The following is a 22,579-nucleotide window of genomic DNA, read 5'->3' as shown; positions in this document are numbered from 1 at the left end:
CGCGTTTCAGATGCACTTCGTTTTGGCTGGAAGGACTCGCTGCGCGCGCAATGCGCGCGGCATTGTCGCAACGCACGGCCTTCGATCCGGTCGTGCAGCGTTCCGTCTCGCGCTACTGCCCGCCGATGGACCTGGTGGCGGGTTTTTCAGCGCACAGGATGCAAATCTGTGGTGACAATCGGACAGGTGTCCGTGGTGACAATCCGACAAGGTTTAGCTGTTGGCCGATATCTACGCGCACTCACGCATCCGCTTCCGACCACAAGCGCCCCCCTGTTGCCCAGTTTTCGCGTTTGACGTCGGTGAGAATGATGTCCACTGAGTTCGGCTCGACGCCGAGCGATTCGCAGGTCGCTTTGGTGATGGCTTCGACGAACTGGCGTTTCTGTTCCAGCGAGCGGCCTTCGAAGAGTTCGATATGAAACGTGGGCATTGCGTGACTCCGTGATGAATGGCGTTGAAAAAAGACGTGAAAAAGCGAAATCAAATTTAATCGCGGTACGTGCGATCGAGCCGGTCGAGCTTGCGTAGCAAAGCGGGCCATTCGAGCGCGCCTTCGATGGCACCACCGTCGTACAGCTGGTCGGCCGTGCGGGTGGCTACCGCGTCATTGGGTACGACCAGCGCGCTGCCGCATGCTTGCGCCTGCAACTGGATTTCGCAGGCCTTGATCAGCGTCGCCATCAATACATAGGCTTCGGCGACGGTGCGGCCGGTGGTCAGCGTACCGTGATTGCGCAACAGCATGGCCGGTTTGTCGGCGAGATGCGCGACGAGGCGTTCGCCCTCGGTTGGCGTAAAGGCGAGACCTTCGTATTCGTGATACGCGAGGTGCCCGTAAAAGCGCAGCGCGTGTTGTGACGCCGGCAGTAATCCGGCCGGTTGAGCCGAAACCGCCACGCCCGCCGTATTGTGCAAGTGCATCACGCAGACGGCGTCGGTGCGGGCCGCATGCACGGCGGCGTGCAGCGCGAAACCGGTGGCGTTGACCGGATGCTCGCTCGTGCCGACGATGTTGCCTTCGATATCGATCTTCACCAGGTTCGACGCGCACACTTCGTCGAACGCGAGGCCGAACGGATTGATCAGAAAGTGGCCGGGTTCGTCAGGAACACTGGCTGAGATATGCGTGTAGATCAGATCGTCCCAGTCGTTGAGCGCCGCGAGACGATAGGCGGCGGCCAGATCGACGCGGGTCTGCTGTTCGGCTTCGGATCTCGGCCCCGCCTCGGCGACGCGGCCGGCGGGCGCGTGGGTGAATGACATGTCTGTCTCCTGAGATTGCTGGGTGGGCTGACGCTGCGGCTTGAGTTTGTGGGCTTAAACCCGCGCTTGAATCTGCGAGTCAGACCTGCGGCGCCAAACCTGCGGCGCCCAATTTGCGGCCTAACCCACGCTCCCGACCGCCGCGCTGTGCATACAGCGGTCGGTGAGCCACTGCATGCTCCACGTCGCGAGGACGAACGGCGCAGTCATGGCCGGCCACGCATAATAAGTAGCGAACATTTGCAACACGACCGAAAGCGCAATACCGCCGAGCGTCGCCGCGATACCGCGATCGGCCAGCGCGATCGCGGTCAGCGCGCCGTTGAATCCTAACAGGCCCGCGTCGAACGAGCTTGCACTCGCGCCGAGCAGCAGGTGCGTTGCGCTCGCGAGGCCCGCGCCGATCAAGGCCCACAGGGCGTGCCGGCGCGACGCCGCGGCAATGCCGATCAACACGAGCAAACCCGGCAACGCGCCGGACGCAAAGCCGGTTTGCGCGAAACCGGCGAGTAAGCCGTCGCTCAATTGCGCCGCGCTGAGCGTGTGCACGGCGGGCAAACTCGCTGCGTGAGTTCCGCTATTCACAAGTGAAAGCCAAAGCCACGTGACGATCAGACAAGGGCTCGAAAAAAAGCCGAGCCCGTGCGCGCGCAGGCGGCGCGACCATGGCTCAAGCAGCCATGCCGTGCCTGTCGCGGCCAGAGTCGCTACCGCAGCGGCCGTCGCATTGTTGGCGACGAAGTTGAACGCGGCGAGACCGGCGAGCGCGCCGTTAAAGCCGTGCAGTCCAGCGCGCGTGTCGTCCTCGCGATAGCCGGCCAGTACCGCGCTCACGTTGGCCGCGACCGCGCCCATCAGCGCCGCGCAGGCGAGGCGCGGATCGTATAGCAGCCACGCGGCGAGCAGGCACGCGCCGGTAAACGCGTTCGGCTGCAGCACGATCTGGCCGACACTGCGCAGCAAGGTGCGCAAGGCGGCGGATGGTGCTTCGGTTGCGGCGGCGTGCATGGCTTGAAGGCGGTGAATTCGATGTGACGCGACTTTGCCGCGTGCGAATCAGGCGCACGCGGCGGGTCAGGTTTCAGGTTGAGGGTGAATCGCGAGCATAGGCCACTCCCACCACGCCGGGCATCGCGAGGCGTTGATAGTGGCTATTTGCTACACATGCGCGTCAAGGCCCATCTGTCGGCGAACCGAAAGCTTTCGCGCTAGGATATGAATCCGGCGCGGGTGCCGTGCCGTTCAAACAAGGAGACAGGTTGATGCGTGAACTACGCTGGGCATCGGAAGAGGGTGACGGCTTTGAACATCTGGCGTTCGAGGCGCGCGAGGACGGCTTCGCGGTTGAGAGCGTCCTTGTCGGGCAGCGCTACGGCAAGGCCTATGGCCTGCACTACAAGGTCCGCTGCGATACGCAATGGCGCACCACCTACGCGTGGCTGAAGATCGTCGGCGGGGCGGAACTGGAATTGCACGGCGACGGTGCCGGTCATTGGCACGATGGCCATGGCCTCGTGCTGAGCGCGATCGAAGGATGCATCGATATCGATATCGCCGCCACGCCGTATACCAACACGTTGCCGATCCGTCGGTTGCAACTGGCCGAAGGCGAGCGCCAACCGATTTCCGTGGCCTATATTTCAACGCCGGATTTGCAGGTTACGCGTGCTGAGCAGGCGTATTCGTGCATCGAGTTGAATCGCGTGTATCGCTACGAGGGCATCTTCCGCAATTTCACCGCGGACCTGATGGTGGATGAAGACGGCCTCGTGATCGACTATCCAACGCTATTCACACGCCTGCCGCGCGAGCGTTGAACCCCGAGGCGCTGGCACCGTCGCTGTCTGCCGGCGGCTGTTCCCGGTGCCGCTCGACAAAGCGTTCGATGCCTGCCGCAATACGCTCGGGTTCGCGCAACACGACCCAATGCCCGGCGTCGATTTCAGCGGCTATGCGCGCCGAGCCAGCCTTCGAGTCCAATGGAGAGCTCGGGCCCAACGTAGCGATCGCGCAACGGCACGATGAAGTGCACCGGCGCATGCGCATGGCGGGCGCGTCGGGGGCATCATGCGTGCGTTCATCCGATCCGTCTCCTTGTTGTCCGCTCTTAACTGTTACAGTAGTTGATGTAACAATGGAGACTGTCAACGGATGACGCAAGCGGCCGGTTAGATGGGAGACTCTATGGAGTGCAGACGCCGGGAGTTCGAGGCCCAAGCGGCTACGGCGCCTGCCGGGCAACGCTTTTAACTGAGGCGGACGCGTCGATCGTTCCGCTATGTGAAAAATTCCGGGTGGATTCGCTTCGGAATCCACCCGGCTTACAAGCTTTAAGGCGCTATTGCACTGACGCCTGGGGTGCCGCAATCACGGGAGCCGCGGCGGATTCGTCGGTCTCGTTGCTTTGCACGATATGCAGTTCACGTGTACGCACCGGCAAGCCGCATTGTGCGTCGTTGAGCGTTTGACGGACCTGCCGGGCGAGGTCCCAGCGCATGTCCCAGAACGTGTCGATATGGGCCCACACGCGGATGTTCAGGACCAAGGTGCTGTCGTCGAAACGGGCCACCATCACCTGCGGCGCGGGCGTCTGCAGCGCACGCGGGTCGGCAACGGCGAGATTGCGCAGTGCGGCCAGCGCCTGGTCGACGTCGTCACGCACGGAGATTTCCACTTCCAAATCGAGGCGGCGGGTCGGATTGCGGTTGTAATTGCGAATTGAATTGCTCCACAGCGCACTGTTCGGCACGTATTCGCAAATGCCGTCGGATTTCGTGAGACGCGTGGTGAACAGGCTGATTTCCTCGACGGTGCCCGAGACGTTGCCCGTGCCGGCGTCGATCGAATCGCCCACCTTGAACGGCCGCAACAGCAAAAGCATGATGCCGGCGGCGATGTTTTGCATCGTGCCCTGCAGCGCGAGGCCGATAGCGAGGCCGGCGGCGCCGAGCACGGCGACGATGCTCGCCGTCTGGATACCCAGTTGCGACAGCGCGCCGATGATGGAGACGACGCGAATGCTCCACAAGCAGGTGTCGCAGATGACCCGGCGCAGCGTGGCGTCCATGCGCGACTGGCTTGCGAGCAGCCGGTTGAGTGAGCGGGCGACGCGGCGGGCGAGCCACCAGCCCACCACCAATATCAATGCGGCCGCGCACAGGTGCATCGAAATCGTGGTGAGTGCGTCCCAAAGAAAGGTCCACCGGTTGGAGTGGATCTCAGCGAGTAGATTCTGCATGGCCTTGACCCAAGTGCGCGGCAAGCCCCGTCGTTCACGGCGGGGAAGGAAAGCGCGGACGCCGTAGGCGTCCTTCCAGGGCCTTAGTGCGGCGTTCGCTGTTGCTCGATGTATTGGCGAATCACTGAGACAGGCGCCCCGCCGCAGCTACCGGCGAAATAGGACGGCGACCAAAGCGCACCATTCCACAGGTTGCGCCGAATGCTCAGGTAGTTCTTCTTGCGGATCATGCGGCTCGAAACGCCCTTGAGGCTGTTCACGAGCGTCGAGACGGCGACTTTGGGCGGGTAGGTCACCAGAAGGTGTACGTGGTCGTCCTCGCCGTCGAACTCCACCAGTTCGGCCTCGAAGTCGGCGCACACGCTGGCGAATACCACGCGCAGGTCGTCGATGATTTCTTTCGTGAACACGCCGCGCCGATACCTGGTTACAAAGACCAAGTGCACATGCATCACGAAAACGCAGTGTCGCCCGTGTCGAATATTGTTGTCGGTAGTCATAGACCAAAGTATATTTTCAGCTATGGAACGACTTCAAGCCTTCAAATTCGAATTCATGCCGACCGGTGAGCAAGCGCGCAAGATGCGCCAGTTCGCCGGAGCAGGCCGGTTCGTTTTTAACAAGGCGCTCGCGGAGCAGCAGAAGAATCGCGAAGCTGGCGGGAAGTTCGTAGGCCATGCAGGCATGTGCAAGTGGCTCACAGAATGGCGCAACAGCGCTGATACGCCGTGGCTCAAGGATGCGCCGGTCCATACCCAGCAGCAGGCACTGAAGGACCTCGATCGCGCGTTCGTCAGTTTCTTCGGGAAGCGCACCGGGTTCCCCCGTTTCAAGCGCAAAGGCATGAGCGATTCGTTTCGCTATCCCGACGCAAAGCAGATCAGGCTGGACCGCGAGAGCGGTCGCATCTTTTTGCCGAAGCTCGGCTACGTCCGCTACCGCAACAGCCGCACCGTGCCCGGCGAGCTCCGCAGCGCGACGGTATCGCTGCGCGCGGGCAAGTGGTTCGTCTCGATCCTCACGAAGCGCGAGGTCGAACAGGCGGTTCCGCACGGCCCGGCGGTCGGTATCGACGTCGGCGTGACGCGCTTCGCCACGCTGAGCGACGGCTCGTTTATCGCGCCGCTCGCGAGCTTCAAAAGGCACGAACAGCGGCTCGCGAAGTATCAGCGCCGCATGTCGCGCAAGGTCAAGGGTTCATCGAACTGGAAAAAGGCGAAGGCCCGCGTGCAGCGCATCCATGCGCGCATCGCGAACGCGCGTAACGACTTCCTGCACAAAGCCTCGAACACGATCAGCAAAAACCACGCAATGATCGCCGTCGAGGATTTGCAGGTGCGCAACATGGCCAGGTCATCAAAGGGCAGCGTAGAAGCGCCAGGGCGCAATGTCCGCGCCAAGTCGGGCCTCAATAAGTCGATTCTCGACCAGGGCTGGTTCGAGTTTCGCCGCCAGTTGGAGTACAAAACGGCATGGCGCGGCGGGTTCTTCGTCGCCGTGCCGGCGGCCAACACGAGCCGCACGTGCCCATGCTGCGGCCATATCTCAGCCGATAACCGCCGCACGCAATCGCTGTTCGCGTGCGTGCGCTGCGGCCACGAAGCAAACGCCGATCACGTCGGCGCGATCAATGTTTTAGAGCGCGGACAGCGCTTGTTCGCCTGTGGAGAGAGGGTGCGCTCGGGCCGCTCGAAGAAGCAGGAACCCGCCGAAGTGACTCAGGCCATCGCGGCCTAAGCACCGTAGGAATCCCCGTCTCCTTCAGGGCGGGGAGGATGTCAAAGATTGAATTTCCGGATGCGAAGGGCGGCGATAACGAGATGAGGGCGTGTTGTCATGGCCCCGTTATGGATTGAATAACGGGGGCCAGTGAAAGGGTGACCTGAGAAACGCTTCCTTAAGCTGCCGCAACGTTATGACATGACTTGCTACGGATGGCGAACTAATCGGTCGTGCCGTGTGGTTCAAACTGCCGACGCTTACTTTTCCTCTCGAAGAGCGGCGCGCGCATCCGCAGGTGCCCGCCCGTATACCTATTTATTGGGTTTATCTTTCTTTGCCGCAGGGCGCTGCGTGGCTGTACCTTCCGCCGGATGGCCCAGCTTCTTTTCCATGATCGCCGCGACGCGGTCGCCGAGATAATCGCCGGAGGCTTCTTCAAGCGCGCGGTTCATTTCGCTTTCGACCAGCACCATGGCCAGCGGCCGCACACGCCAGATCGCGTCGACCAAAGCGGGCACGTCGGCAGGTGGCGGCAGGGCGTCGGCGTCGTAGCGGTCCAGTTGGCGAACCACCAGATCGACCAGCGCCTTGGCGACCGCATTGAAATGAGGCCTGGCGATGCCCACGGCATCCAGCAGGTCGGCGAGAAGAGGGATGCCTTCCTTCGCCAGGGCGGCGCCGGCGGCCAATGCCGTAGGGCTGCCCGATACGAATGAAAGGCCGTCGCGCTCCAGCAAACCGAGATCGACCGCTTTGCCGAGGGCGCTCGGCGAGGCTTTGTCGCCGACATTTGCAGTAGTTCGATCAGCGAGAATTTTTTCGGCCGTTCGCGCGACCAGCGGCGGCCGATTGCGGTTTCAAGGCCGAGGATCGAACGCAGATCGTGGCCTTCGTCGACGGCCATGATCAGGTCCTGGATGTTCGCGAGCGTGTAGCCACGCGTCAGCAGGTGGTTGATCAGCTTGAGACGCGACACGTGCGTGTCGTCATACACGCCGACGCGGCCGCGCTTTTCCGGTGGCGCGAGCAGGCCGCGGTCCTGATAGGCGCGTACGTTGCGCACGGTGGTATCGGTGACGCGCGCGAGTTCGTCGACGGTGTATTCGTTGCGCGGCGTGTCGCTCGCCGCGACCTTCGAGGCGCCGGGCGCGGACGGAAAGGGTGGCGGCGTATTGGGCATGACGGGATTTTAACGCGCCGGCACGGGCCGCGGCCTCGCTGACTGCTGCAGGGCGGTGCGAGGCGGTGAGAGGCCGCTTCGCGAGAAGGCGCCTTCCGGAAGCCTGCGAGGCGCGTGGTGCTTCAGTCGCGTTCCTGCTGTGCCACATCGTCCGGTACGGATGAATCGCCCGCGCCCAGGCTCCGCTGCATCAACGTGCTGTCGAGCCACCGGCCATGCTTGAAGCCGACGGCCTTCAACGTGCCGGTCAATTCGAAGCCCAACTGCGTGTGCAGCGACAGCGAACCGCCTCGGCCGCCGTCAGCAATCACGGCGACCATCTGGCGCCACGGTCCGGTCTCGCAGCGTTCGATCAGGGCCTGCAAGAGCACTCGGCCCAGACCGCGCCCGCGATACGCGTCGCCGATGTAGATCGAATCTTCAATCGTGTTGCGATAGGCGGCGCGTGGCCGGTACGGCGTGGCGTAGCAATAGCCGGCGACTTCGCCGTCGATCTCGGCCACCATGTACGGCAGTCCATGACTGCGCACCGAAGCGAGGCGCGTGCGCAGTTCGTCGACGGAAGGCGGGATTTCTTCGAACGAGGCGACCCCGGTCAGCACGTGGTGCGCATAGATCGCCTGGATCGCGGGCAGATCGGCGTCGGTGGCGTCGCGGACCACGGGCGCGGTGCGCGGCGCGGTGATCGCCGAGTCGGCTGAATGGGGCGTGGAGGGCGCGGGGCGAGTGGTGCTCATACGTGTTCCCGGCGTGGGCGCGGATCTGATGACAGGTTTTACTATGCCCGCCGCGCGCACGAATTTGAAGCGAGTCAAAAATCGCCACGCTCTATAGGCAGTATCAGCGCCAGCCATGGATGCCAGGCGCGCGCCGAGCCTGGCATGAAACACCCGGCCATCCGACCGGACCGGGCGCGACGGATTTTCGTCGCAAAGAGGCATGCGCGTGGCATGCGTTCAGGCGATCAGTTGTGCAAGTAAGGATCCGGCTGCGTCACGCGTCGGTGGCCGGAAAGACCGGTTCGCCGAGCGTCAGCATCAACCGGTTGGCCCACGCGAAGATCGCCACTGCATGGGTCAGATCGAGAATCTCCGCGTGCGTCAGGCCGATTGCTTCGAGTCGCCTGATAGCGGCGGCATCGACGCCTTCAGGATGCTCGGTCAATTCGATCGCATAACGGATGATCGCGCGCTCACGTTCGGTCGTGCCGGCAGTCGACGGGTCTTCGAAAAGCTGTTCGATCGCGTCGGTCCGTTTCGCGAGCTGGTCGAATCGTTGCGCATGCACCGAAGCGCAATACACGCAGCCGTTCACACGCGACACCGCGGTGCTGGCGAGTTCACGCTCGGCGCGCGGCAGGCCGCCTGGGGCATACATGATCGCGTTGAAGACCCCGGAGCGCTGCCGCAGGATTTCCACCTGCTGGACCAGCAGCAGATAGTAGTCGGAGGTCTTGGCCTGCGGATGGCTTTCTTCGAGCACGGCGATCTGCTCTGGTGTGGCGTTGTCGAGGCTGACCGTGTCGAGCCATGCGCGCCAGCCGAGCGTATCGAAGGTGAAGCCGTTGAGCCGATCAACCGGCGAAGCACTGGTGTTCACCTGACTCATGCTGCCTCCTGTGCCGCGCGCAATGCCCTTAGGCCGGCTACCACGCGCAATTGATACGTGACGAATGCAATCAGCTGCGACAAGGCGACGATGCCGCGCGTCGTGATACCGGCCTGGTGCAGCGTCTGCAGATGCTCGGGGCGTGCGTCGATTGGCTTGATCGCCAGCAGCTTGACGTGCGAGAGGATCGCGATCAGGCGCGCGTCGTTGGCGGGGTCTAGCGTGCCCGCTTCGATTGCATCGAGCGTGATCCGCTGTGCGCCGGCGGCGATGAGCCGCGCCGTGTAGGCGTCGGCGAGATCGTCGGCAAGCGAGAGACGCGTGGTGTACCACGCGGCGAACAGGCGTTCCTGCAGCGACAGGTCGGGCAAATCCCGATCGAACAACGCTTCTTCACTGCGTTGCGTGTGCAGCGCGACTTTGTCGCGAGCATGGCGGATCGCGCTGAGCGGGTGGCCGTCTCGCAGACCGGCGAGGGCGTCGACGGTGTCGACAGTGTCGCTGCCAGGTGTGTACCCGGTGCCTGTGGGCGCCGATGGCGGGGTCGGTGACGCGAGGTCGGTCATGTCTGCTCCGGCTGGTTAATCAGGGTTTTCAGCGGTGTTCTCCGCTTGCACGAGCGCGCGCGAAGTGTCGGGCGATGCATCCGCATCGGTCCATTCATCCCCTTGCAGTTCCGCCGTGGCGAAGGCGACCAGCGCCTGGTAGTGCCGTTCGCGATCCGCGTCGAACAGACGGCTTGCGATGCCGCGTGCAAGGCGCTGCGCGCCGTCGCTGATCGCGGGAATGTCGCCGGACAGCTTTCGATGGCTGAGGCTCGCTGCGTGATTGAAGCAATGGATTTGCGAAAGCGCCGCGCAGGTGCCGGGCTCGCGCTCCTGAAACGCGAACGCGGCGCCGAGATCCGGCGACTCGGCCAGTTCGTACGAAGAGCGCGACGGGTCCGCTCGATAGCGGTCTTTCCAGCGCCGCACATACCGGGCGAACGGCGCGAATTCGGCGCGCGTGGAGATATCCGAATGAAAGCCGGTCGCGAAGATTAGAAAGTCCACCACGTAGCGGCCTTTCGGCGTGGTTACCTGAAGCGTGTCATCGCGTTCTTCGAGCGCGACAAGCGGACTGCCGACGTGAAAGCGCGCACCGTCATGGCGCGAAACCCGTAACACGCTGTCTCGCGGCGGCGGTGTTTGTTCAGTCTGTGCGTAGTGCAGGAAACGCCATCTGGTTGCGTCGTCGAGATCGGCGAAACCGTGCACGAGGCCCGGACTGCCGATGCCCGTCAGCTTGTTGATACGCGGAATATCGTCGCGGCGGATGAACAGATCGACGCCGGCCGCACCCGCTTCGAGCGCGGTCGCGGCATTGTCGAAGGCGGACGCACCCGCGCCGACGACACCCACACGTTTGCCGGCCAACGCGGCGAAATCGATGGCATCCGCGGAATGCGCCCAGTAGCGGCGGGCGAGCGTATTGGCGATAGCCGGTACGGATGGACCGCCCAAACCGTCGCGTCCGGTAGCGAGCACGACATGCCGCGCAAGTACCGTACGCTGCGCGCCGGCTTGCGCGAGATCGAGTTCGAGCAGGCCGTCGTCGCGCGGGCGCAGCGAGGTCAACGTGGTGCCGTTTTGCAGCGGGAGATCGAGCACTTCGCGATACCAGCGCAGATAGTCCATCCACTGTGTGCGCGGAATCTTGTAGAGCGCATCCCACGCGGCGCTGCCGAATTGCGCTTCGTACCACGCGCGAAACGTAAGGGCCGGCATGCGCAAGGCGGGGCCTGTGAGCTGTTTGGGCGAGCGCAACGTTTCCATTCGCGCGAACGTTACCCACGGTCCTTCGCGCCCTGACGGCGCGCGGTCGAACACCTGCAGATTGTCGATGCCGAGCCAGCGCAGTTCGGCCGCCGCGGCGAGCCCCGCCATGCCGCCGCCGATCACGGCGACGTCGATCACGCGTTCAGCGCCGGCGAAACGCGGCGGGACCCATGAGGGCGCGGGCAGTTCGAGCCAACGCAGATCTTCACGCAAGCGGGCTTCGAGTGCGGCAAGGCGATTCATGCTGTGTATCCGGAATGTTTGCTGCGCGCAGGGGAGACGCGCGTCTCGCGCTGGAGCAACGCGTCGTGTTGCTGGGCGGGATGCAATACCACGCCTTCGAGCAGATCGAGGGTGGCGTGTTCGATGGCTTGCAACAACGCGTCGACGGCGGCGCGGCGCGGTTTGCCCGCCGGCGTCACGACGCCGAAGAGGAACGGAATCGCACAGTCGAGCGGCCGCGCCGTCACGTCTTCGATAGAGAGGCCAAGACCGGTGGCGGGATCCACGATCGCGACACCGGCGCCCGCGCGCGCGGCCATGACCGCGTTCAACGATGCATTGGTTTCGAGGAACACGTCGGCGCAAATGCGCGCGGCCGCGAACGCCGCGTCGATCCGATGCCGTAGACGAAACCGGTTCGCTACCGTGACGATGCGCCGCTGCGCCAGATCGCGCAGCGTGATGTGCGCCTGCGTGGCGAGCGGGTCGCCGCTCTGCACGAGCGCCACGCAGGGCGCTTCGGCGATCCAGTGGATGTCGAGCCCCGCATGCCCGATCGGCAAGGTGACCAGACCGATATCCGCGGTACGGGTCAGGACTTCATGCACGACGTGTTCAGCCGACAAACTGCGTAACTGGAATTGCGGCGCGTGGCCGAGCGGCGGCAACGAGGCAATCGCGGGCGGCACGATCGAAGCAGCCAGCGCGGGCGTGGCCGCCACGCGCAGCGGTTCCGCTGCGCCCAGACCAATGGCGCGCGCCCGCTGCTCGATGGTCTTGAGCCCAATCAGCGAACGCTCGACTTCTTCGTAGAGCAGGAACGCGCGATGCGTCGGCGTGACCCGCGGACCATTGCGATTGAAGAGGGCATAGCCGAGATCCGCCTCGAGTTCCTGAATCTGACGCGTGACGGCCGGCTGCGAGCGTTCGAGCAAACGTCCCGCACCGGTGATGCTGCCGCGGACATGACCGCCGAAAATGCTTCGAGTTGATGCAGCTCCATGACTCGCCCTGGCAATTCGGTCTGCGCATTGTAGGGTCGCCTGAATGCGGGATTTATATAATCAATTCCGATATCGACCGCCGGAAAAATGCGAAGCCGAGCGGCGGGCGAGCGCGTGGCGTCTCGGGTTTGCCGCCATACGGCGCGTGTCGAAAGAGAGAAAAATCAATTGCGTCAACGAGATGCCCTGGTGTGTTCGCGCATGTGCGGGAACCCGGGCCCATCGCGTTGTCTTGCGCGAGCAAAGCCATGCGTTCCGACCAGATAACCATATTCCCAAAACTTTGTTGGTTCGCCGGAATTCACCGTGGTTACATGGCCTCACTTTAAAGAGGACGGTTGGGGCAAACATGAAGCACATATCCAGATCATCGCGAACTCGTTGGTCACGCTTGCTTAAAACGCTGCCGGTGTTCGCCGCACTGGTGGGCGTCGTGGCTACCTCGCCGGCCTATGCCGGCGCCGCGACGGGCGAGCCGTATCTGATCGGCGTGAGTGGGCCGCTTACCGGACAGGACGCGCAATACGGCACGCAATGGAAGCGCGGCTTCGATCTCGCTCTGGAGCAGATCAACAGCCAGGGCGGCATCAAGGGCCGGCCGCTTGCCTACGACTTCGAGGACAGTCGTAGCGACCCGCGCCAGGCGGTGTCGATCGCGCAGAAATTCGTCGGCGATCCGCGCATTCTGCTGGAGCTGGGTGACCTGTCGAGCACGACCTCGATGGCGGCCTCGCCGATCTATCAACGCGGACAACTCGTGCAATTCGGCTTCACCAACTCGCACCCCGACTTCACCAAGGGGGGTGACTACATGTGGAGCACGGCGATCAGTCAAGCCGAAGAGCAACCGCTACTCGCGCATTACGCGACTAAGGAACTCGGCTTCAAGCGCATCGCGGTGCTGTATCTGAATACCGATTGGGGCCGCACCAGCAAGGACATTTTCTCGAAGGCCGCCGCGCAGGATGGCGCCCAGGTCGTCGCGGCGGAAGGCTATCAGCCGACTGAAAAAGACTTTCGCGCGACGTTAGTGCGCGTGAACGAAGCGAAACCCGACTCGCTCGTGCTGATCTCGTACTACGCGGACGGTGCGCAGATCGTGCGCCAGGCGCGATCCTCGGGTTTGACGCAACCGATCGCGGCAGTGGGCTCGGTCTATTCGCCGAAGTTTCTCGAACTGGGTGGCGAGGCCGTGAACGGCGTATTCACTGAATCGAATTTCTTCCCCGGTGACAAGCGCCCTGAAGTGCAAGACTTCGTGCAGCGTTATCGCGCGAAGTACAACGGCGAGCCTGATACCTTCGCCGCGCGTGCTTATGACGCCGTTATCGTTTCGGCGGAAGTCATGCGCCGCTACGGCGCGACCCGCCAGGCCGTGCATGACGGTCTGAAAGAGATCAAGGACGTACCGAGCCTGATTTTCGGCAAGGTGCAGTTCGATCCGCAGACGCGCCGCGTGGCCGGCGCGCACAACGAGTACCTGGTCGTCAAGGACAATCAGTTCTTGCAATGGGACGGTACGAAGCCGCTGGTCGCTTCCAGATGACACCCCAGCAAAGCGTCAGCACGGCTCACGTGGCTGGCTTCTCACCGGATCTGATTGTTATGGCTTCATGGCTCGATTACACGATCAACGGACTGATCGTCGGCAACATCTATGCATTGCTGGCGGTCGGCCTCGCGCTGATCTTCGGCGTGTCACATCTGATCAACTTCGCGCACGGCTCGGTGTACATGATCGGCAGTTTCATCGGCTGGCTGTGTCTGACGCGGCTCGGCTTGCCTTTGCCGCTGGCCTTGCTGGCGGTGGTGATCGGCTGCGGGCTGCTGGGTATCGCGATCGAGCGGATCGGCTTGCGGCCGCTACAGGGCGCGGCGCGCATCGCCCCGTTGCTGGCGACGATCGGCATCAGCTTCGTGCTCGATCAATGCGCGCAGCTGCTGTTCGGCGCCGATCCGAGGCCGGTGCCAAGCACGCTGCCGGATTGGCACTTCCGGCTTGGCGGCGCGACGATCGGTTCGCTCGATCTGCTGATCGCCGGCATCGGCGTGACGGCGGCTGCGGTGCTCTATGCGTTTCTGCGCTTCACCCGTTTGGGCTGGGCGGTACGTGCGACCGCGCAGGACCGGGACGCGGCGCAGCAGATGGGCGTCAACGTCAACGGTGTCAATCAGGCCGTGTTTGCGATCGCGTGTGCGCTCGGCGGCGTGAGCGGCTTGCTGGTCGGCATGTACTACAACAGTATCGATCCCGCGATGGGTTTTCAGGCCACGCTCAAAGGCGTGGTGGCGTTGCTGATCGGTGGCCTGGGCAACGTGCCGGGTGCGATTGTCGGCAGCCTGCTGCTAGAGAATGAAAGGGACTTCCCCGTCCCGAGGCTGCGGCGGAAGCCGCGAGTCGGCATCGACGTGCCATGATGAAAGTTTCGAACGTTCATCAACACCAGCGAGAGGGGAAGTCCATGCCTATTGTCACTGTCGGAATCGATCTTGCCAAGAATGTATTCGCCGTTCATGGTGTAGATGAAGCAGGTAAAGCGATGCTGGTCCGGCCGCGTGTTCTGCGCGATCAGCTGGTGACGTTGATCGCGCAGTTGCCAGCGTGCCTCATCGGGATGGAAGCGTGCTCTGGCGCACATCACTGGGCTCGCGTGTTCCAGCAGCACGGCCATACGGTCAAACTCATGGCGCCCAACCTTGTGGCGCCTTATCGCATGTCCGGCAAGCGTGGCAAGAACGACGCGGCGGATGCCGCTGCGATCTGCGAAGCGGTGACGCGCCCGAGCATGCGTTTCGTACCGCTGAAGGACGAACATCAGCAGGCAACGCTTTGCCTGCATAGGACACGACAAGGTTTCGTGGAAGAGAGGACCGCGACCTACAACCGGTTGCGAGGCCTGCTCTCGGAATTCGGCGTGGTGCTGCCACTGAGCCCGGATAAGTTGCGCAGGCACATCACGGAACATCTGGACACATTGCCTGGCTGGGCGAAGCGTAGTATCAGCGATCTGCTTGAGCATGCCGGCAATATCGAGGACCGCCTGCTCGAATACGATCGCGCGATCGCCGAGATCGCGCGTGAAGACGCGCGTAGCAGGAGGCTCATGCAGTTGCACGGCATTGGCCCAACCACAGCAAGCGCGTTGCTCGCCAGTATCGGTGCCGGGCACGACTTCAGAAACGGCCGCCAGGTGGCAGCCTGGATCGGACTTACGCCCGGGCAGTACAGCAGCGGCGGCAAGGCGCGGCTGGGCAGCATTACGAAGGCAGGCGACGCCTACCTGCGCGGCCTGCTGGTCAACGGAGCTCGCGCCGTCATTGCCAGTCTCGGCGAGAAACAGGACCGCTTCAGCCGATGGGTCCGAACCCTGGTCGAACGCCGGGGCTACTGGCCGGCAGCGATCGCGATCGCCGCAAAGAACGCGAGATTGGCATGGGCCTCGCTGAAATATGGCGATGACTTCAAGCTCGACCCAATAGCCGACTGATTTCGGTTCGAGCCTGTCGATCAAACGCCAACGAGATATAAGTGCGGACATCATGAGCACATAGAAACGATCACTTTGCACTGCCTGCGGTGATGTGAAGCGGGTTGGACCCGCGCGGGGCATACCTGACTAACACAGCGGGGATATCCATTCCCGGCTAGAGAATGAGGCCTCCGTGCGCGTCTTTCATCAGGGTCCGGGCTATTAGCCCAACATGACCGGTTGTAGAACCGCAGTCCTTCACCTTCTCACAAGACCGGCGCGGCATTGCAGCATGTATCACAGCGAACTTCGATTGAGCTTGCGCTCAACGGGGAGCCCTTGTAGCGTGTTAGGCACTTTGTGTGAGACCTGGTATCCTGGCGGGATGAAAAGAGCAGACCGCAAAGGGTATCCGACCGATGTGTCCGACGAAGAATGGAGCTTCGCGGCACCCTATCTGACGCTGATGGACGTTACTGCGCCGCAGCGCAGATACGAGCTGCGCGACATGTTTGATGCGTTGCGCTGGATGGCTCGTGCCGGCGCGCCCTGGAGGATGCTGCCCAATGATTTCCCACCTTGGGAACTGGTGTATCAGCAAACCCAACGCTGGTTACAGGCAGGCTGTTTTGAGCACATGGTCAGCGATCTGCGCTCGGTAATACGCGTGGCACAGGGACGGCAAGGACAGCCCAGCGCCGTTATTCTGGATGGCCGCACGATACAGTCGACCTGCGAGAGCGGCCCGCGTGCGGGCTATGACGGTTATAAACGCAAGCGCGGTAGCAAGGTCCACATTGCAGTGGACACCCTGGGACAGTTGCTGGCGGTACATGTGACACCGGCCAATGAACAGGAGCGCGCGCAGGTAGCAGAGCTTGCGCGTCAGGTCCAGCAGGTAACGGGACACACGGTCAAGGTGGCATTTGCCGATCAGGGATACACGGGCAAAGAGCCTGCGCAGGCCGCACTCGATGAAGGCATTGAACTGCAGGTGATCAAACTGGAGGAAGCGAAAAAGGGCTTTGTACTGCTGCCACGACGGTGGGTGGTCGAGCGCAGCTTTGGCTGGCTCAACCGTTTCCGCCGTCTCGCACGTGATTATGAACGGTTACCCGAAACCCTTGCCGGGCTTCATTTCGTGGTCTTCGCAATGCTCATGCTCGTTCACGCAGTGCCAGTACTTCAAAGTTCCTAACACGCTACAAGGGCTCCCCGTTGAGCGCAAGCTCAATCGAAGTTCGCTGTGATACATGCTGCAATGCCGCGCCGGTCTTGTGAGAAGGTGAAGGACTGCGGTTCTACAACCGGTCATGTTGGGCTAATAGCCCGGACCCTGATGAAAGACGCGCACGGAGGCCTCATTCTCTAGCCGGGAATGGATATCCCCGCTGTGTTAGTCAGGTATGCCCCGCGCGGGTCCAACCCGCTTCACATCACCGCAGGCAGTGCAAAGTGATCGTTTCTATGTGCTCATGATGTCCGCACTCATATCTCGTTGGCGTTTGATCGACAGGCTCGAACCGAAATCAGTCGGCTATTGGGTCGAGCTTGAAGTCATCGCCATATTTCAGCGAGGCCCATGCCAATCTCGCGTTCTTTGCGGCGATCGCGATCGCTGCCCGCCAGTAGCCCCGGCGTTCGACCAGGGTTCGGACCCACCGGCTGAAGCGGTCCTGTTTCTCGCCGAGACTGGCAATGACGGCGCGAGCTCCGTTGACCAGCAGGCCGCGCAGGTAGGCGTCGCCTGCCTTCGTAATGCTGCCCAGCCGCGCCTTGCCGCCGCTGCTGTACTGCCCGGGCGTAAGTCCGATCCAGGCTGCCACCTGGCGGCCGTTTCTGAAGTCGTGCCCGGCACCGATACTGGCGAGCAACGCGCTTGCTGTGGTTGGGCCAATGCCGTGCAACTGCATGAGCCTCCTGCTACGCGCGTCTTCACGCGCGATCTCGGCGATCGCGCGATCGTATTCGAGCAGGCGGTCCTCGATATTGCCGGCATGCTCAAGCAGATCGCTGATACTACGCTTCGCCCAGCCAGGCAATGTGTCCAGATGTTCCGTGATGTGCCTGCGCAACTTATCCGGGCTCAGTGGCAGCACCACGCCGAATTCCGAGAGCAGGCCTCGCAACCGGTTGTAGGTCGCGGTCCTCTCTTCCACGAAACCTTGTCGTGTCCTATGCAGGCAAAGCGTTGCCTGCTGATGTTCGTCCTTCAGCGGTACGAAACGCATGCTCGGGCGCGTCACCGCTTCGCAGATCGCAGCGGCATCCGCCGCGTCGTTCTTGCCACGCTTGCCGGACATGCGATAAGGCGCCACAAGGTTGGGCGCCATGAGTTTGACCGTATGGCCGTGCTGCTGGAACACGCGAGCCCAGTGATGTGCGCCAGAGCACGCTTCCATCCCGATGAGGCACGCTGGCAACTGCGCGATCAACGTCACCAGCTGATCGCGCAGAACACGCGGCCGGACCAGCATCGCTTTACCTGCTTCATCTACACCATGAACGGCGAATACATTCTTGGCAAGATCGATTCCGACAGTGACAATAGGCATGGACTTCCCCTCTCGCTGGTGTTGATGAACGTTCGAAACTTTCATCATGGCACGTCGATGCCGACTCGCGGCTTCCGCCGCAGCCTCGGGACGGGGAAGTCCCTTTCATTCTCTAGGTCTGGTCGAGAGCTACGGTGTGGCGATTTTCGGCACCAGCTATCGTGATCTGTTCGCGTTCGTGCTGCTGTTGCTGTTTCTGGTGTGGCGTCCCAACGGACTCTTTAGCGGCAGCCGCCGTTTGCCGCCCGAGCCCATGACCGGCACGTTCTTGTCGGCCGGCAAGGCGGTGAAAGTGCCGCGTGCCGTGGTGATTGCACTGACGCTGGCCGCGGTGGCGCTGCCGTTCGTCGCCAGTTCGTCTTATCTCCTGCAAACCCTCACTAATGCCTGGTTGTACGGAATGCTGGCGTTGAGCCTGACGCTGGTGGCGGGCACGGTCGGGCAGATTTCGCTCGGCCATGCCGCGCTGCTGGTGATCGGGGCGTACGCGTCTGCGTTGCTGTCGGCCAATCTTGGCTGGTCGCCGGTCGTGACGATCTTTTGCGCCGGTCTGATCACCGCGGCGTTGGGCACGTTGCTGGTTTATCCGGCGTTCCGCTTACGCGGTCACTATGTATCGATTGCGACGCTCGGCATCGGCGAAGTGGTGAGCCTCGTGATCCTCAACTGGGACAGCCTGACGCGGGGTCCGCTCGGCATCGCAGGCATTGCGCCACTCTCGGTGTTCGGCTGGACGCCGGACAGCGCGCGTGCGATCTACTGGTTCGCGCTGGGCGTGCTGATCGTGCTGGCGCTGCTGCAAACGCGGCTGCTGGGCTCGCATCTGGGCCGCACGCTGCGTGCGATTCGCGAGGACGAGGTCGCCGCGCGCTCGCATGGTATTCGCCCGAACCGCTACAAGGCGATCGCGTTTGCGTTCGGCGGCCTGGCCGCCGGCATCAGCGGTGGGATCGCAGCGCATCTGTATAGCTACATCAACAACCAGACCTTCGACTCGCAAGTGTCCATCCTCGCCTTGACGATGGTGATTCTCGGTGGCCTCGGCAATGTGCTGGGCGGCATTGTCGGCGCGGTGGCGTTGATCGGTTTGCCGGAGATTTTCCGCTGGGCCGCCGACTATCGCATGCTGATCTACGGCCTCGTATTACTGCTGCTGGTGCGGTTCCGGCCGCAAGGTTTGCTGGGAACGGTATGACGGAGCGCACATGACACAGATTCTTCTCGACGCGCGCGGCGTGACGCGCCGCTTCGGCGGACTGACCGCGGTGAACGCAGTGGATCTTTCGATTGGGGAAGGCGAACTCGTCAGCGTGATCGGACCTAATGGCGCGGGCAAGTCGACACTCTTCAATCTGATCACCGGGCTCGATACACCGGACGCCGGCAGTGTGCAATTCGACGGACGCGACATCACCGGCGTCAAGCCGGAAAAGCTCGCCGCGCTCGGATTGGCGCGCACGTTTCAGCATGGCCGCGTGTTCGGCAACCTGAGTGTGCTCGACAACGTCCTGATCGGCGCGCACGCGCGCTTGCGCGCCACGCGCACGGGTTGGCCGATCTTCGGCGCCATGGCCGAAGTGGCGCGCGCGCTCATCGGGCCGGCTTCGATCCGCTGTGAAGATGCGGCGTTGCGCGACGAAGTGCGCGAGATCGTCGCGAGTTTCGGCGAGCGGTTGACACCGCGTATCGACCATCCGGCGCATAGCCTCTCGTATGCGAACCGGCGGCGTGTCGAGATTGCGCGCGCGCTGGCCTTGCATCCGCGCATCCTGCTGCTCGATGAACCCACCGCCGGCATGAACGAGTCCGAAACGGCGGAAATGCTGGTGCTGATCCAGCAACTGAAAGCGCGCGGGCTGACCATTCTGCTGATCGAGCACAAGCTCGACATGGTGATGCGGCTCTCGGACCGCGTGATCGTGCTCGACAACGGCGGGAAGATCGCCGAAGGGCTGCCGCGCGACGTGCGCAACGATCCACGCGTGATCGAAGCGTATCTGGGCCATCGCAATGTCGGCGGCGCAGCGACCGTGCGGGTTGCGGCCTGAACGCGGCCTGAATGCTGCCTGAACTTTTTGGACCATCGACGATGAGCGACGCTTTACTGAAACTCGAGCACATCGAGACGTTTTACGGCCCTGTACAGGTGCATTTCGACGTCAATCTCCAGGTGCGGAACGGGCGGATCGTGAGTCTGCTCGGCGGCAACGCGAGCGGCAAGTCGACCACGATGAAGCTGATTCTCGGCCTGCACAAACCGCGCGCCGGCAGCATCAGGTTCGACGGCGAGGCGATCACCGGCCTCAGCACGCCGCAGATCGTGCGGCGCGGCGTCGGTTCGGTGCCCGAAGCGCGGCGGCTGTTCGGCGACATGACGGTGCGCGAGAATCTGCTGATGGGCGCTTATACGCGGCGCGACCGCGTGTCGATCGACGAAGACTACGAGCGGGTATTGGGCCTGTTCCCGCGCGTGAAGGAACGACTTGCGCAAAAGGCCGGCACGCTCTCGGGCGGCGAGCAGCAGATGCTGGCCATGGCGCGCGCGCTGATGAGCCGGCCGAAACTGATCTGCATGGACGAACCCACGATGGGTTTGTCGCCGCTATACGTCGATAAAGTGCTGGAACTGATCGACACGATCAACCGCCAGGGCGTGACGTTCTTCATGGTCGAGCAGAACGCCAGCCTCGCGCTGGAGATCGCGCACTACGGCTACGTGTTGCAGACCGGCCGCGTCGTGCTCGAAGGCACGGCCGAAGCGCTGCTCGGCGATGAGCGGATCCGCGACGCGTATCTCGGTGGCGAAGCTGCCGCGACTACCGCGTCCTGAATCCGCGAGCTACAACGCCGCATCCACGCCGATCGTTTCGACCGCCTTGCGCTGATAGCCTTCGGTCGCGAGCAACAGGCTGCGTGTGTACTCGTGCTCGACCTGTTGCGCGCGAATCTGCTCGATATCGCGCTGCTCGACGATTTCGCCGTTGCGCATCACCGCGACGCGCTGGCACAGAAAGCCGACCACCGCGAGGTTGTGGCTGACCAGCACCATGGTCGGTTTGCGCTCGCGGTGCAGGCGCCGCAGCAGATTGAGGATTTCGGCTTGCACGGAGACGTCGAGCGCGGAAGTGGGTTCATCGAGCAACAACACGCGCGGTTCGACGATCAGCGCGCGCGCAATCGCCACACGCTGCCGCTGGCCGCCGGAAAGCTGATGCGGATAACGAAAGCGGAACGCCGGGCCGAGCCCGACTTCGAGCAACGCTTGCGCGATTCGCTCTTCCTGCCGGTTGATCCCGTTGATGACAAGCGGCTCGCGCAGCGTCTGGTCGACGGTGAAACGCGGATGCAGCGACGCATACGGATCCTGGAACACCATCTGCACATCGCGCCTGAACGAGCGGTCGATCTTCTCGCCGAGCCGATGCCTGCCCACCTGCATGCGTCCGCCCGCCAGCGGCACGAGGCCCATCAGCGCCCGCAGGATGGTCGACTTGCCCGAGCCCGATTCGCCGACGAGGCCGAATACCTCGCCTTCGCCCACCTGAAAGCTGGCGTCCTTCACCGCGTCGAAATAGCCGGTTTTTGTCTTGAAGCGGATCCGCGCTTCCTGTACGTCGATCATGCCGGCACTCCATAGGTGTCCGTGAGCCACGCGGGGTCGCGCCGGAGTACGGGCAATTCGTCCGGTGGATTGACGAGCGGCGGATTGGCAGCCAGCAGGCCGCGCGTATAAGGATGCTGTGCATGGACCAGATCGCGCGCCGCGCAGGTTTCGACCACACGTCCCGCATACATCACGACGACGCGGTCGCAGAACGACATGACTAACGGAAGGTCGTGACTGATCAGGATCAGGCCGGTATCGTGCTTCGCAATCATTTCGTCGAGGATGGCGAGGACCTGTACCGAGACCAGCACGTCGAGCGCGCTCGTGGGTTCGTCGGCGACCAGCAGGCGCGGGCCTGACGACACCATCATCGCGATCATCACGCGCTGTCCCATGCCGCCGGATAGCTCGTGCGGATACGCATCGGCAACCCGCTCAGGATTGCGGATATGCACCGCGGCGAGGGCGCCGACGATCTTCTCGCGCATCGCCTTGCGGCCCAGCTTCGGATCGTGCAACGCGAATGCTTCGCGCATCTGCTGCGCGACGGTCATCACGGGATTGAGCGAATACTTCGGGTCCTGCAGGATCATGCCCATTTGCTGCCCGCAAAGACGGCGGCGTTTGCGAGGCGGCATGGCGAGCAGGTCCTGGCCCTCGAACCTGAGCGCCTTCGCCGTGCAATGCGCGGCGGGTGGCAGCAGGCCGAGCAGCGCCCGCCCGGTCAGCGATTTGCCCGAACCCGATTCGCCGACAATGCCAAGCCGTTCGCCCTTGTTGACGCTCAGCGAGAGACCGCGCACGGCATCGCTCAGTTTGCCGTCGTGGCCACGAAAAGCCACATGCAGGTCGTCGATTTCGCACAGCGGGTGGCGGGAATCCAGTTCCAT

General features: G+C 63.0%; 20 protein-coding genes and 5 pseudogenes. 10 read left to right on the top strand and 15 right to left on the bottom strand.

The window, feature by feature from the left end:
• Positions 1-241 precede the first annotated feature (241 nt).
• The 3 genes from P0D84_RS31630 to P0D84_RS31620 form a co-directional block, all read right to left on the bottom strand.
• Entirely contained in the window at positions 242-544 is a 303-nt protein-coding gene (locus P0D84_RS31630) for a 4-oxalocrotonate tautomerase (protein WP_408343142.1), read from the bottom strand.
• The gene (locus P0D84_RS31625; protein WP_408343140.1) at positions 490-1,266 is read right to left on the bottom strand and encodes a class II aldolase/adducin family protein; all 777 of its coding nucleotides are present in this window, start codon (positions 1,264-1,266) and stop codon (positions 490-492) included. The genes P0D84_RS31630 and P0D84_RS31625 overlap by 55 nt, the downstream gene beginning before the upstream one ends.
• A gap of 120 nt (positions 1,267-1,386) precedes the next feature.
• Entirely contained in the window at positions 1,387-2,274 is an 888-nt protein-coding gene (locus P0D84_RS31620) for an urea transporter (protein ID WP_408343138.1), read from the bottom strand.
• Between the two features lie 254 nt (positions 2,275-2,528).
• Here P0D84_RS31620 and P0D84_RS31615 point away from each other — a divergent pair, with 254 nt between their 5' ends.
• Positions 2,529-3,083, top strand: coding sequence for a putative glycolipid-binding domain-containing protein (locus P0D84_RS31615; RefSeq protein ID WP_408343136.1), 555 nt, complete (start codon positions 2,529-2,531; stop codon positions 3,081-3,083).
• Here the strand turns inward: P0D84_RS31615 and P0D84_RS31610 are convergent.
• From P0D84_RS31610 to tnpA, 3 genes and pseudogenes are all read right to left on the bottom strand, one after another.
• Positions 3,058-3,322 (bottom strand): annotated as a pseudogene (locus tag P0D84_RS31610) (alpha/beta fold hydrolase); the annotation flags it as partial. The gene P0D84_RS31615 and the pseudogene P0D84_RS31610 sit on opposite strands and share 26 nt — an antisense overlap.
• Positions 3,323-3,604: 282 nt before the next feature.
• The gene (locus P0D84_RS31605; protein WP_408343134.1) at positions 3,605-4,504 is read right to left on the bottom strand and encodes a mechanosensitive ion channel family protein; all 900 of its coding nucleotides are present in this window, start codon (positions 4,502-4,504) and stop codon (positions 3,605-3,607) included.
• Between the two features lie 83 nt (positions 4,505-4,587).
• Positions 4,588-5,004, bottom strand: coding sequence for an IS200/IS605 family transposase (gene tnpA, locus P0D84_RS31600; protein ID WP_408343063.1), 417 nt, complete (start codon positions 5,002-5,004; stop codon positions 4,588-4,590).
• A gap of 22 nt (positions 5,005-5,026) precedes the next feature.
• Here tnpA and P0D84_RS31595 point away from each other — a divergent pair, with 22 nt between their 5' ends.
• Positions 5,027-6,241, top strand: coding sequence for an RNA-guided endonuclease InsQ/TnpB family protein (locus P0D84_RS31595; RefSeq protein WP_408343061.1), 1,215 nt, complete (start codon positions 5,027-5,029; stop codon positions 6,239-6,241).
• 296 nt (positions 6,242-6,537) lie between these two features.
• Here P0D84_RS31595 and P0D84_RS31590 read toward each other — a convergent pair.
• Positions 6,538-7,289 (bottom strand): annotated as a pseudogene (locus tag P0D84_RS31590) (MerR family transcriptional regulator).
• Here P0D84_RS31590 and P0D84_RS31585 point away from each other — a divergent pair.
• On the top strand, positions 7,282-7,419 hold the full coding sequence (locus P0D84_RS31585; protein WP_408346377.1) for a hypothetical protein: 138 nt from the start codon (positions 7,282-7,284) through the stop codon (positions 7,417-7,419). The pseudogene P0D84_RS31590 and the gene P0D84_RS31585 overlap by 8 nt on opposite strands.
• A 109-nt stretch (positions 7,420-7,528) precedes the next feature.
• Here P0D84_RS31585 and P0D84_RS31580 read toward each other — a convergent pair whose 3' ends face one another.
• The 5 genes and pseudogenes from P0D84_RS31580 to P0D84_RS31560 all read right to left on the bottom strand — a co-directional run bounded on the left by P0D84_RS31580 (position 7,529) and on the right by P0D84_RS31560 (position 12,056).
• Complete coding sequence (locus P0D84_RS31580) at positions 7,529-8,143, bottom strand: GNAT family N-acetyltransferase (RefSeq protein WP_408343132.1); 615 nt, start codon at positions 8,141-8,143, stop codon at positions 7,529-7,531.
• 256 nt (positions 8,144-8,399) lie between these two features.
• Positions 8,400-9,014: a peroxidase-related enzyme gene (locus P0D84_RS31575; RefSeq protein ID WP_408343130.1), complete on the bottom strand. Its 615-nt coding sequence runs from the start codon at positions 9,012-9,014 to the stop codon at positions 8,400-8,402.
• A complete protein-coding gene (locus tag P0D84_RS31570) occupies positions 9,011-9,580 on the bottom strand; it encodes a CMD domain protein (RefSeq protein WP_408343128.1) in 570 nt (189 codons plus the stop codon). The genes P0D84_RS31575 and P0D84_RS31570 overlap by 4 nt, the downstream gene beginning before the upstream one ends.
• 15 nt (positions 9,581-9,595) lie before the next feature.
• A complete protein-coding gene (locus P0D84_RS31565) occupies positions 9,596-11,074 on the bottom strand; it encodes an NAD(P)-binding domain-containing protein (protein ID WP_408343126.1) in 1,479 nt (492 codons plus the stop codon).
• Positions 11,071-12,056: pseudogene (locus P0D84_RS31560) on the bottom strand (LysR family transcriptional regulator). Before P0D84_RS31560 ends, P0D84_RS31565 begins: the two are co-directional and overlap by 4 nt.
• Before the next feature lie 350 nt (positions 12,057-12,406).
• Between P0D84_RS31560 and P0D84_RS31555 the strand changes: the two are divergent.
• The 4 genes and pseudogenes from P0D84_RS31555 (at position 12,407) to P0D84_RS31540 (ending at position 16,725) form a co-directional block, all read left to right on the top strand.
• Positions 12,407-13,603: an ABC transporter substrate-binding protein gene (locus P0D84_RS31555; protein ID WP_408343124.1), complete on the top strand. Its 1,197-nt coding sequence runs from the start codon at positions 12,407-12,409 to the stop codon at positions 13,601-13,603.
• A gap of 59 nt (positions 13,604-13,662) precedes the next feature.
• Positions 13,663-14,406 (top strand): annotated as a pseudogene (locus tag P0D84_RS31550) (branched-chain amino acid ABC transporter permease); the annotation flags it as partial.
• Positions 14,407-14,519: 113 nt separating this feature from the next.
• Positions 14,520-15,545, top strand: a complete 1,026-nt coding sequence (locus P0D84_RS31545; protein WP_408343122.1) for an IS110 family RNA-guided transposase — start codon at positions 14,520-14,522, stop codon at positions 15,543-15,545.
• A 367-nt stretch (positions 15,546-15,912) separates the two neighbouring features.
• Positions 15,913-16,725 carry an IS5 family transposase gene (locus P0D84_RS31540; RefSeq protein WP_083084461.1) on the top strand — a complete coding sequence of 271 codons (813 nt, stop codon included), beginning with the start codon at positions 15,913-15,915 and terminating at the stop codon, positions 16,723-16,725.
• Between the two features lie 331 nt (positions 16,726-17,056).
• Here P0D84_RS31540 and P0D84_RS31535 read toward each other — a convergent pair whose 3' ends face one another.
• The gene (locus P0D84_RS31535; RefSeq protein WP_408343120.1) at positions 17,057-18,082 is read right to left on the bottom strand and encodes an IS110 family RNA-guided transposase; all 1,026 of its coding nucleotides are present in this window, start codon (positions 18,080-18,082) and stop codon (positions 17,057-17,059) included.
• A 112-nt stretch (positions 18,083-18,194) separates the two neighbouring features.
• Between P0D84_RS31535 and P0D84_RS31530 the strand changes: the two are divergent.
• The 3 genes and pseudogenes from P0D84_RS31530 to P0D84_RS31520 all read left to right on the top strand — a co-directional run.
• A pseudogene (locus tag P0D84_RS31530) lies at positions 18,195-19,277 on the top strand (branched-chain amino acid ABC transporter permease); the annotation flags it as partial.
• A 10-nt stretch (positions 19,278-19,287) separates the two neighbouring features.
• Positions 19,288-20,130, top strand: coding sequence for an ABC transporter ATP-binding protein (locus P0D84_RS31525; protein ID WP_408343118.1), 843 nt, complete (start codon positions 19,288-19,290; stop codon positions 20,128-20,130).
• 41 nt (positions 20,131-20,171) lie between these two features.
• Positions 20,172-20,912 carry an ABC transporter ATP-binding protein gene (locus P0D84_RS31520; protein ID WP_408343116.1) on the top strand — a complete coding sequence of 247 codons (741 nt, stop codon included), beginning with the start codon at positions 20,172-20,174 and terminating at the stop codon, positions 20,910-20,912.
• A gap of 9 nt (positions 20,913-20,921) precedes the next feature.
• Here the strand turns inward: P0D84_RS31520 and P0D84_RS31515 are convergent, their stop codons facing one another.
• A complete protein-coding gene (locus tag P0D84_RS31515) occupies positions 20,922-21,704 on the bottom strand; it encodes an ABC transporter ATP-binding protein (protein ID WP_408343114.1) in 783 nt (260 codons plus the stop codon).
• The gene (locus P0D84_RS31510; protein ID WP_408343112.1) at positions 21,701-22,579 is read right to left on the bottom strand and encodes an ABC transporter ATP-binding protein; all 879 of its coding nucleotides are present in this window, start codon (positions 22,577-22,579) and stop codon (positions 21,701-21,703) included. Before P0D84_RS31510 ends, P0D84_RS31515 begins: the two co-directional genes overlap by 4 nt.

It is taken from the genome of Paraburkholderia sp. RL17-337-BIB-A, from assembly GCF_046025895.1.
GTDB lineage: Bacteria > Pseudomonadota > Gammaproteobacteria > Burkholderiales > Burkholderiaceae > Paraburkholderia > Paraburkholderia fungorum_C.
Note: the sequence above shows the minus strand (reverse complement) of the source record. Positions and strands in the feature narration are given on the sequence as shown.

Coding starts and splice junctions, on each gene's coding strand:
- P0D84_RS31625 (WP_408343140.1), bottom strand. CDS start 1,266: ATGTCATTCACCCACGCGCCCGCCGGCCGCGTCGCCGAGGCGGGGCCG.
- P0D84_RS31565 (WP_408343126.1), bottom strand. CDS start 11,074: ATGAATCGCCTTGCCGCACTCGAAGCCCGCTTGCGTGAAGATCTGCGT.
- P0D84_RS31555 (WP_408343124.1), top strand. CDS start 12,407: ATGAAGCACATATCCAGATCATCGCGAACTCGTTGGTCACGCTTGCTT.
- P0D84_RS31520 (WP_408343116.1), top strand. CDS start 20,172: ATGAGCGACGCTTTACTGAAACTCGAGCACATCGAGACGTTTTACGGC.
- P0D84_RS31575 (WP_408343130.1), bottom strand. CDS start 9,014: ATGAGTCAGGTGAACACCAGTGCTTCGCCGGTTGATCGGCTCAACGGC.
- P0D84_RS31615 (WP_408343136.1), top strand. CDS start 2,529: ATGCGTGAACTACGCTGGGCATCGGAAGAGGGTGACGGCTTTGAACAT.
- P0D84_RS31570 (WP_408343128.1), bottom strand. CDS start 9,580: ATGACCGACCTCGCGTCACCGACCCCGCCATCGGCGCCCACAGGCACC.
- P0D84_RS31540 (WP_083084461.1), top strand. CDS start 15,913: ATGAAAAGAGCAGACCGCAAAGGGTATCCGACCGATGTGTCCGACGAA.
- P0D84_RS31525 (WP_408343118.1), top strand. CDS start 19,288: ATGACACAGATTCTTCTCGACGCGCGCGGCGTGACGCGCCGCTTCGGC.
- P0D84_RS31605 (WP_408343134.1), bottom strand. CDS start 4,504: ATGCAGAATCTACTCGCTGAGATCCACTCCAACCGGTGGACCTTTCTT.
- P0D84_RS31535 (WP_408343120.1), bottom strand. CDS start 18,082: ATGCCTATTGTCACTGTCGGAATCGATCTTGCCAAGAATGTATTCGCC.
- P0D84_RS31580 (WP_408343132.1), bottom strand. CDS start 8,143: ATGAGCACCACTCGCCCCGCGCCCTCCACGCCCCATTCAGCCGACTCG.
- P0D84_RS31620 (WP_408343138.1), bottom strand. CDS start 2,274: ATGCACGCCGCCGCAACCGAAGCACCATCCGCCGCCTTGCGCACCTTG.
- P0D84_RS31545 (WP_408343122.1), top strand. CDS start 14,520: ATGCCTATTGTCACTGTCGGAATCGATCTTGCCAAGAATGTATTCGCC.
- tnpA (WP_408343063.1), bottom strand. CDS start 5,004: ATGACTACCGACAACAATATTCGACACGGGCGACACTGCGTTTTCGTG.
- P0D84_RS31510 (WP_408343112.1), bottom strand. CDS start 22,579: ATGGAACTGGATTCCCGCCACCCGCTGTGCGAAATCGACGACCTGCAT.
- P0D84_RS31595 (WP_408343061.1), top strand. CDS start 5,027: ATGGAACGACTTCAAGCCTTCAAATTCGAATTCATGCCGACCGGTGAG.
- P0D84_RS31515 (WP_408343114.1), bottom strand. CDS start 21,704: ATGATCGACGTACAGGAAGCGCGGATCCGCTTCAAGACAAAAACCGGC.
- P0D84_RS31630 (WP_408343142.1), bottom strand. CDS start 544: ATGGCCCGCTTTGCTACGCAAGCTCGACCGGCTCGATCGCACGTACCG.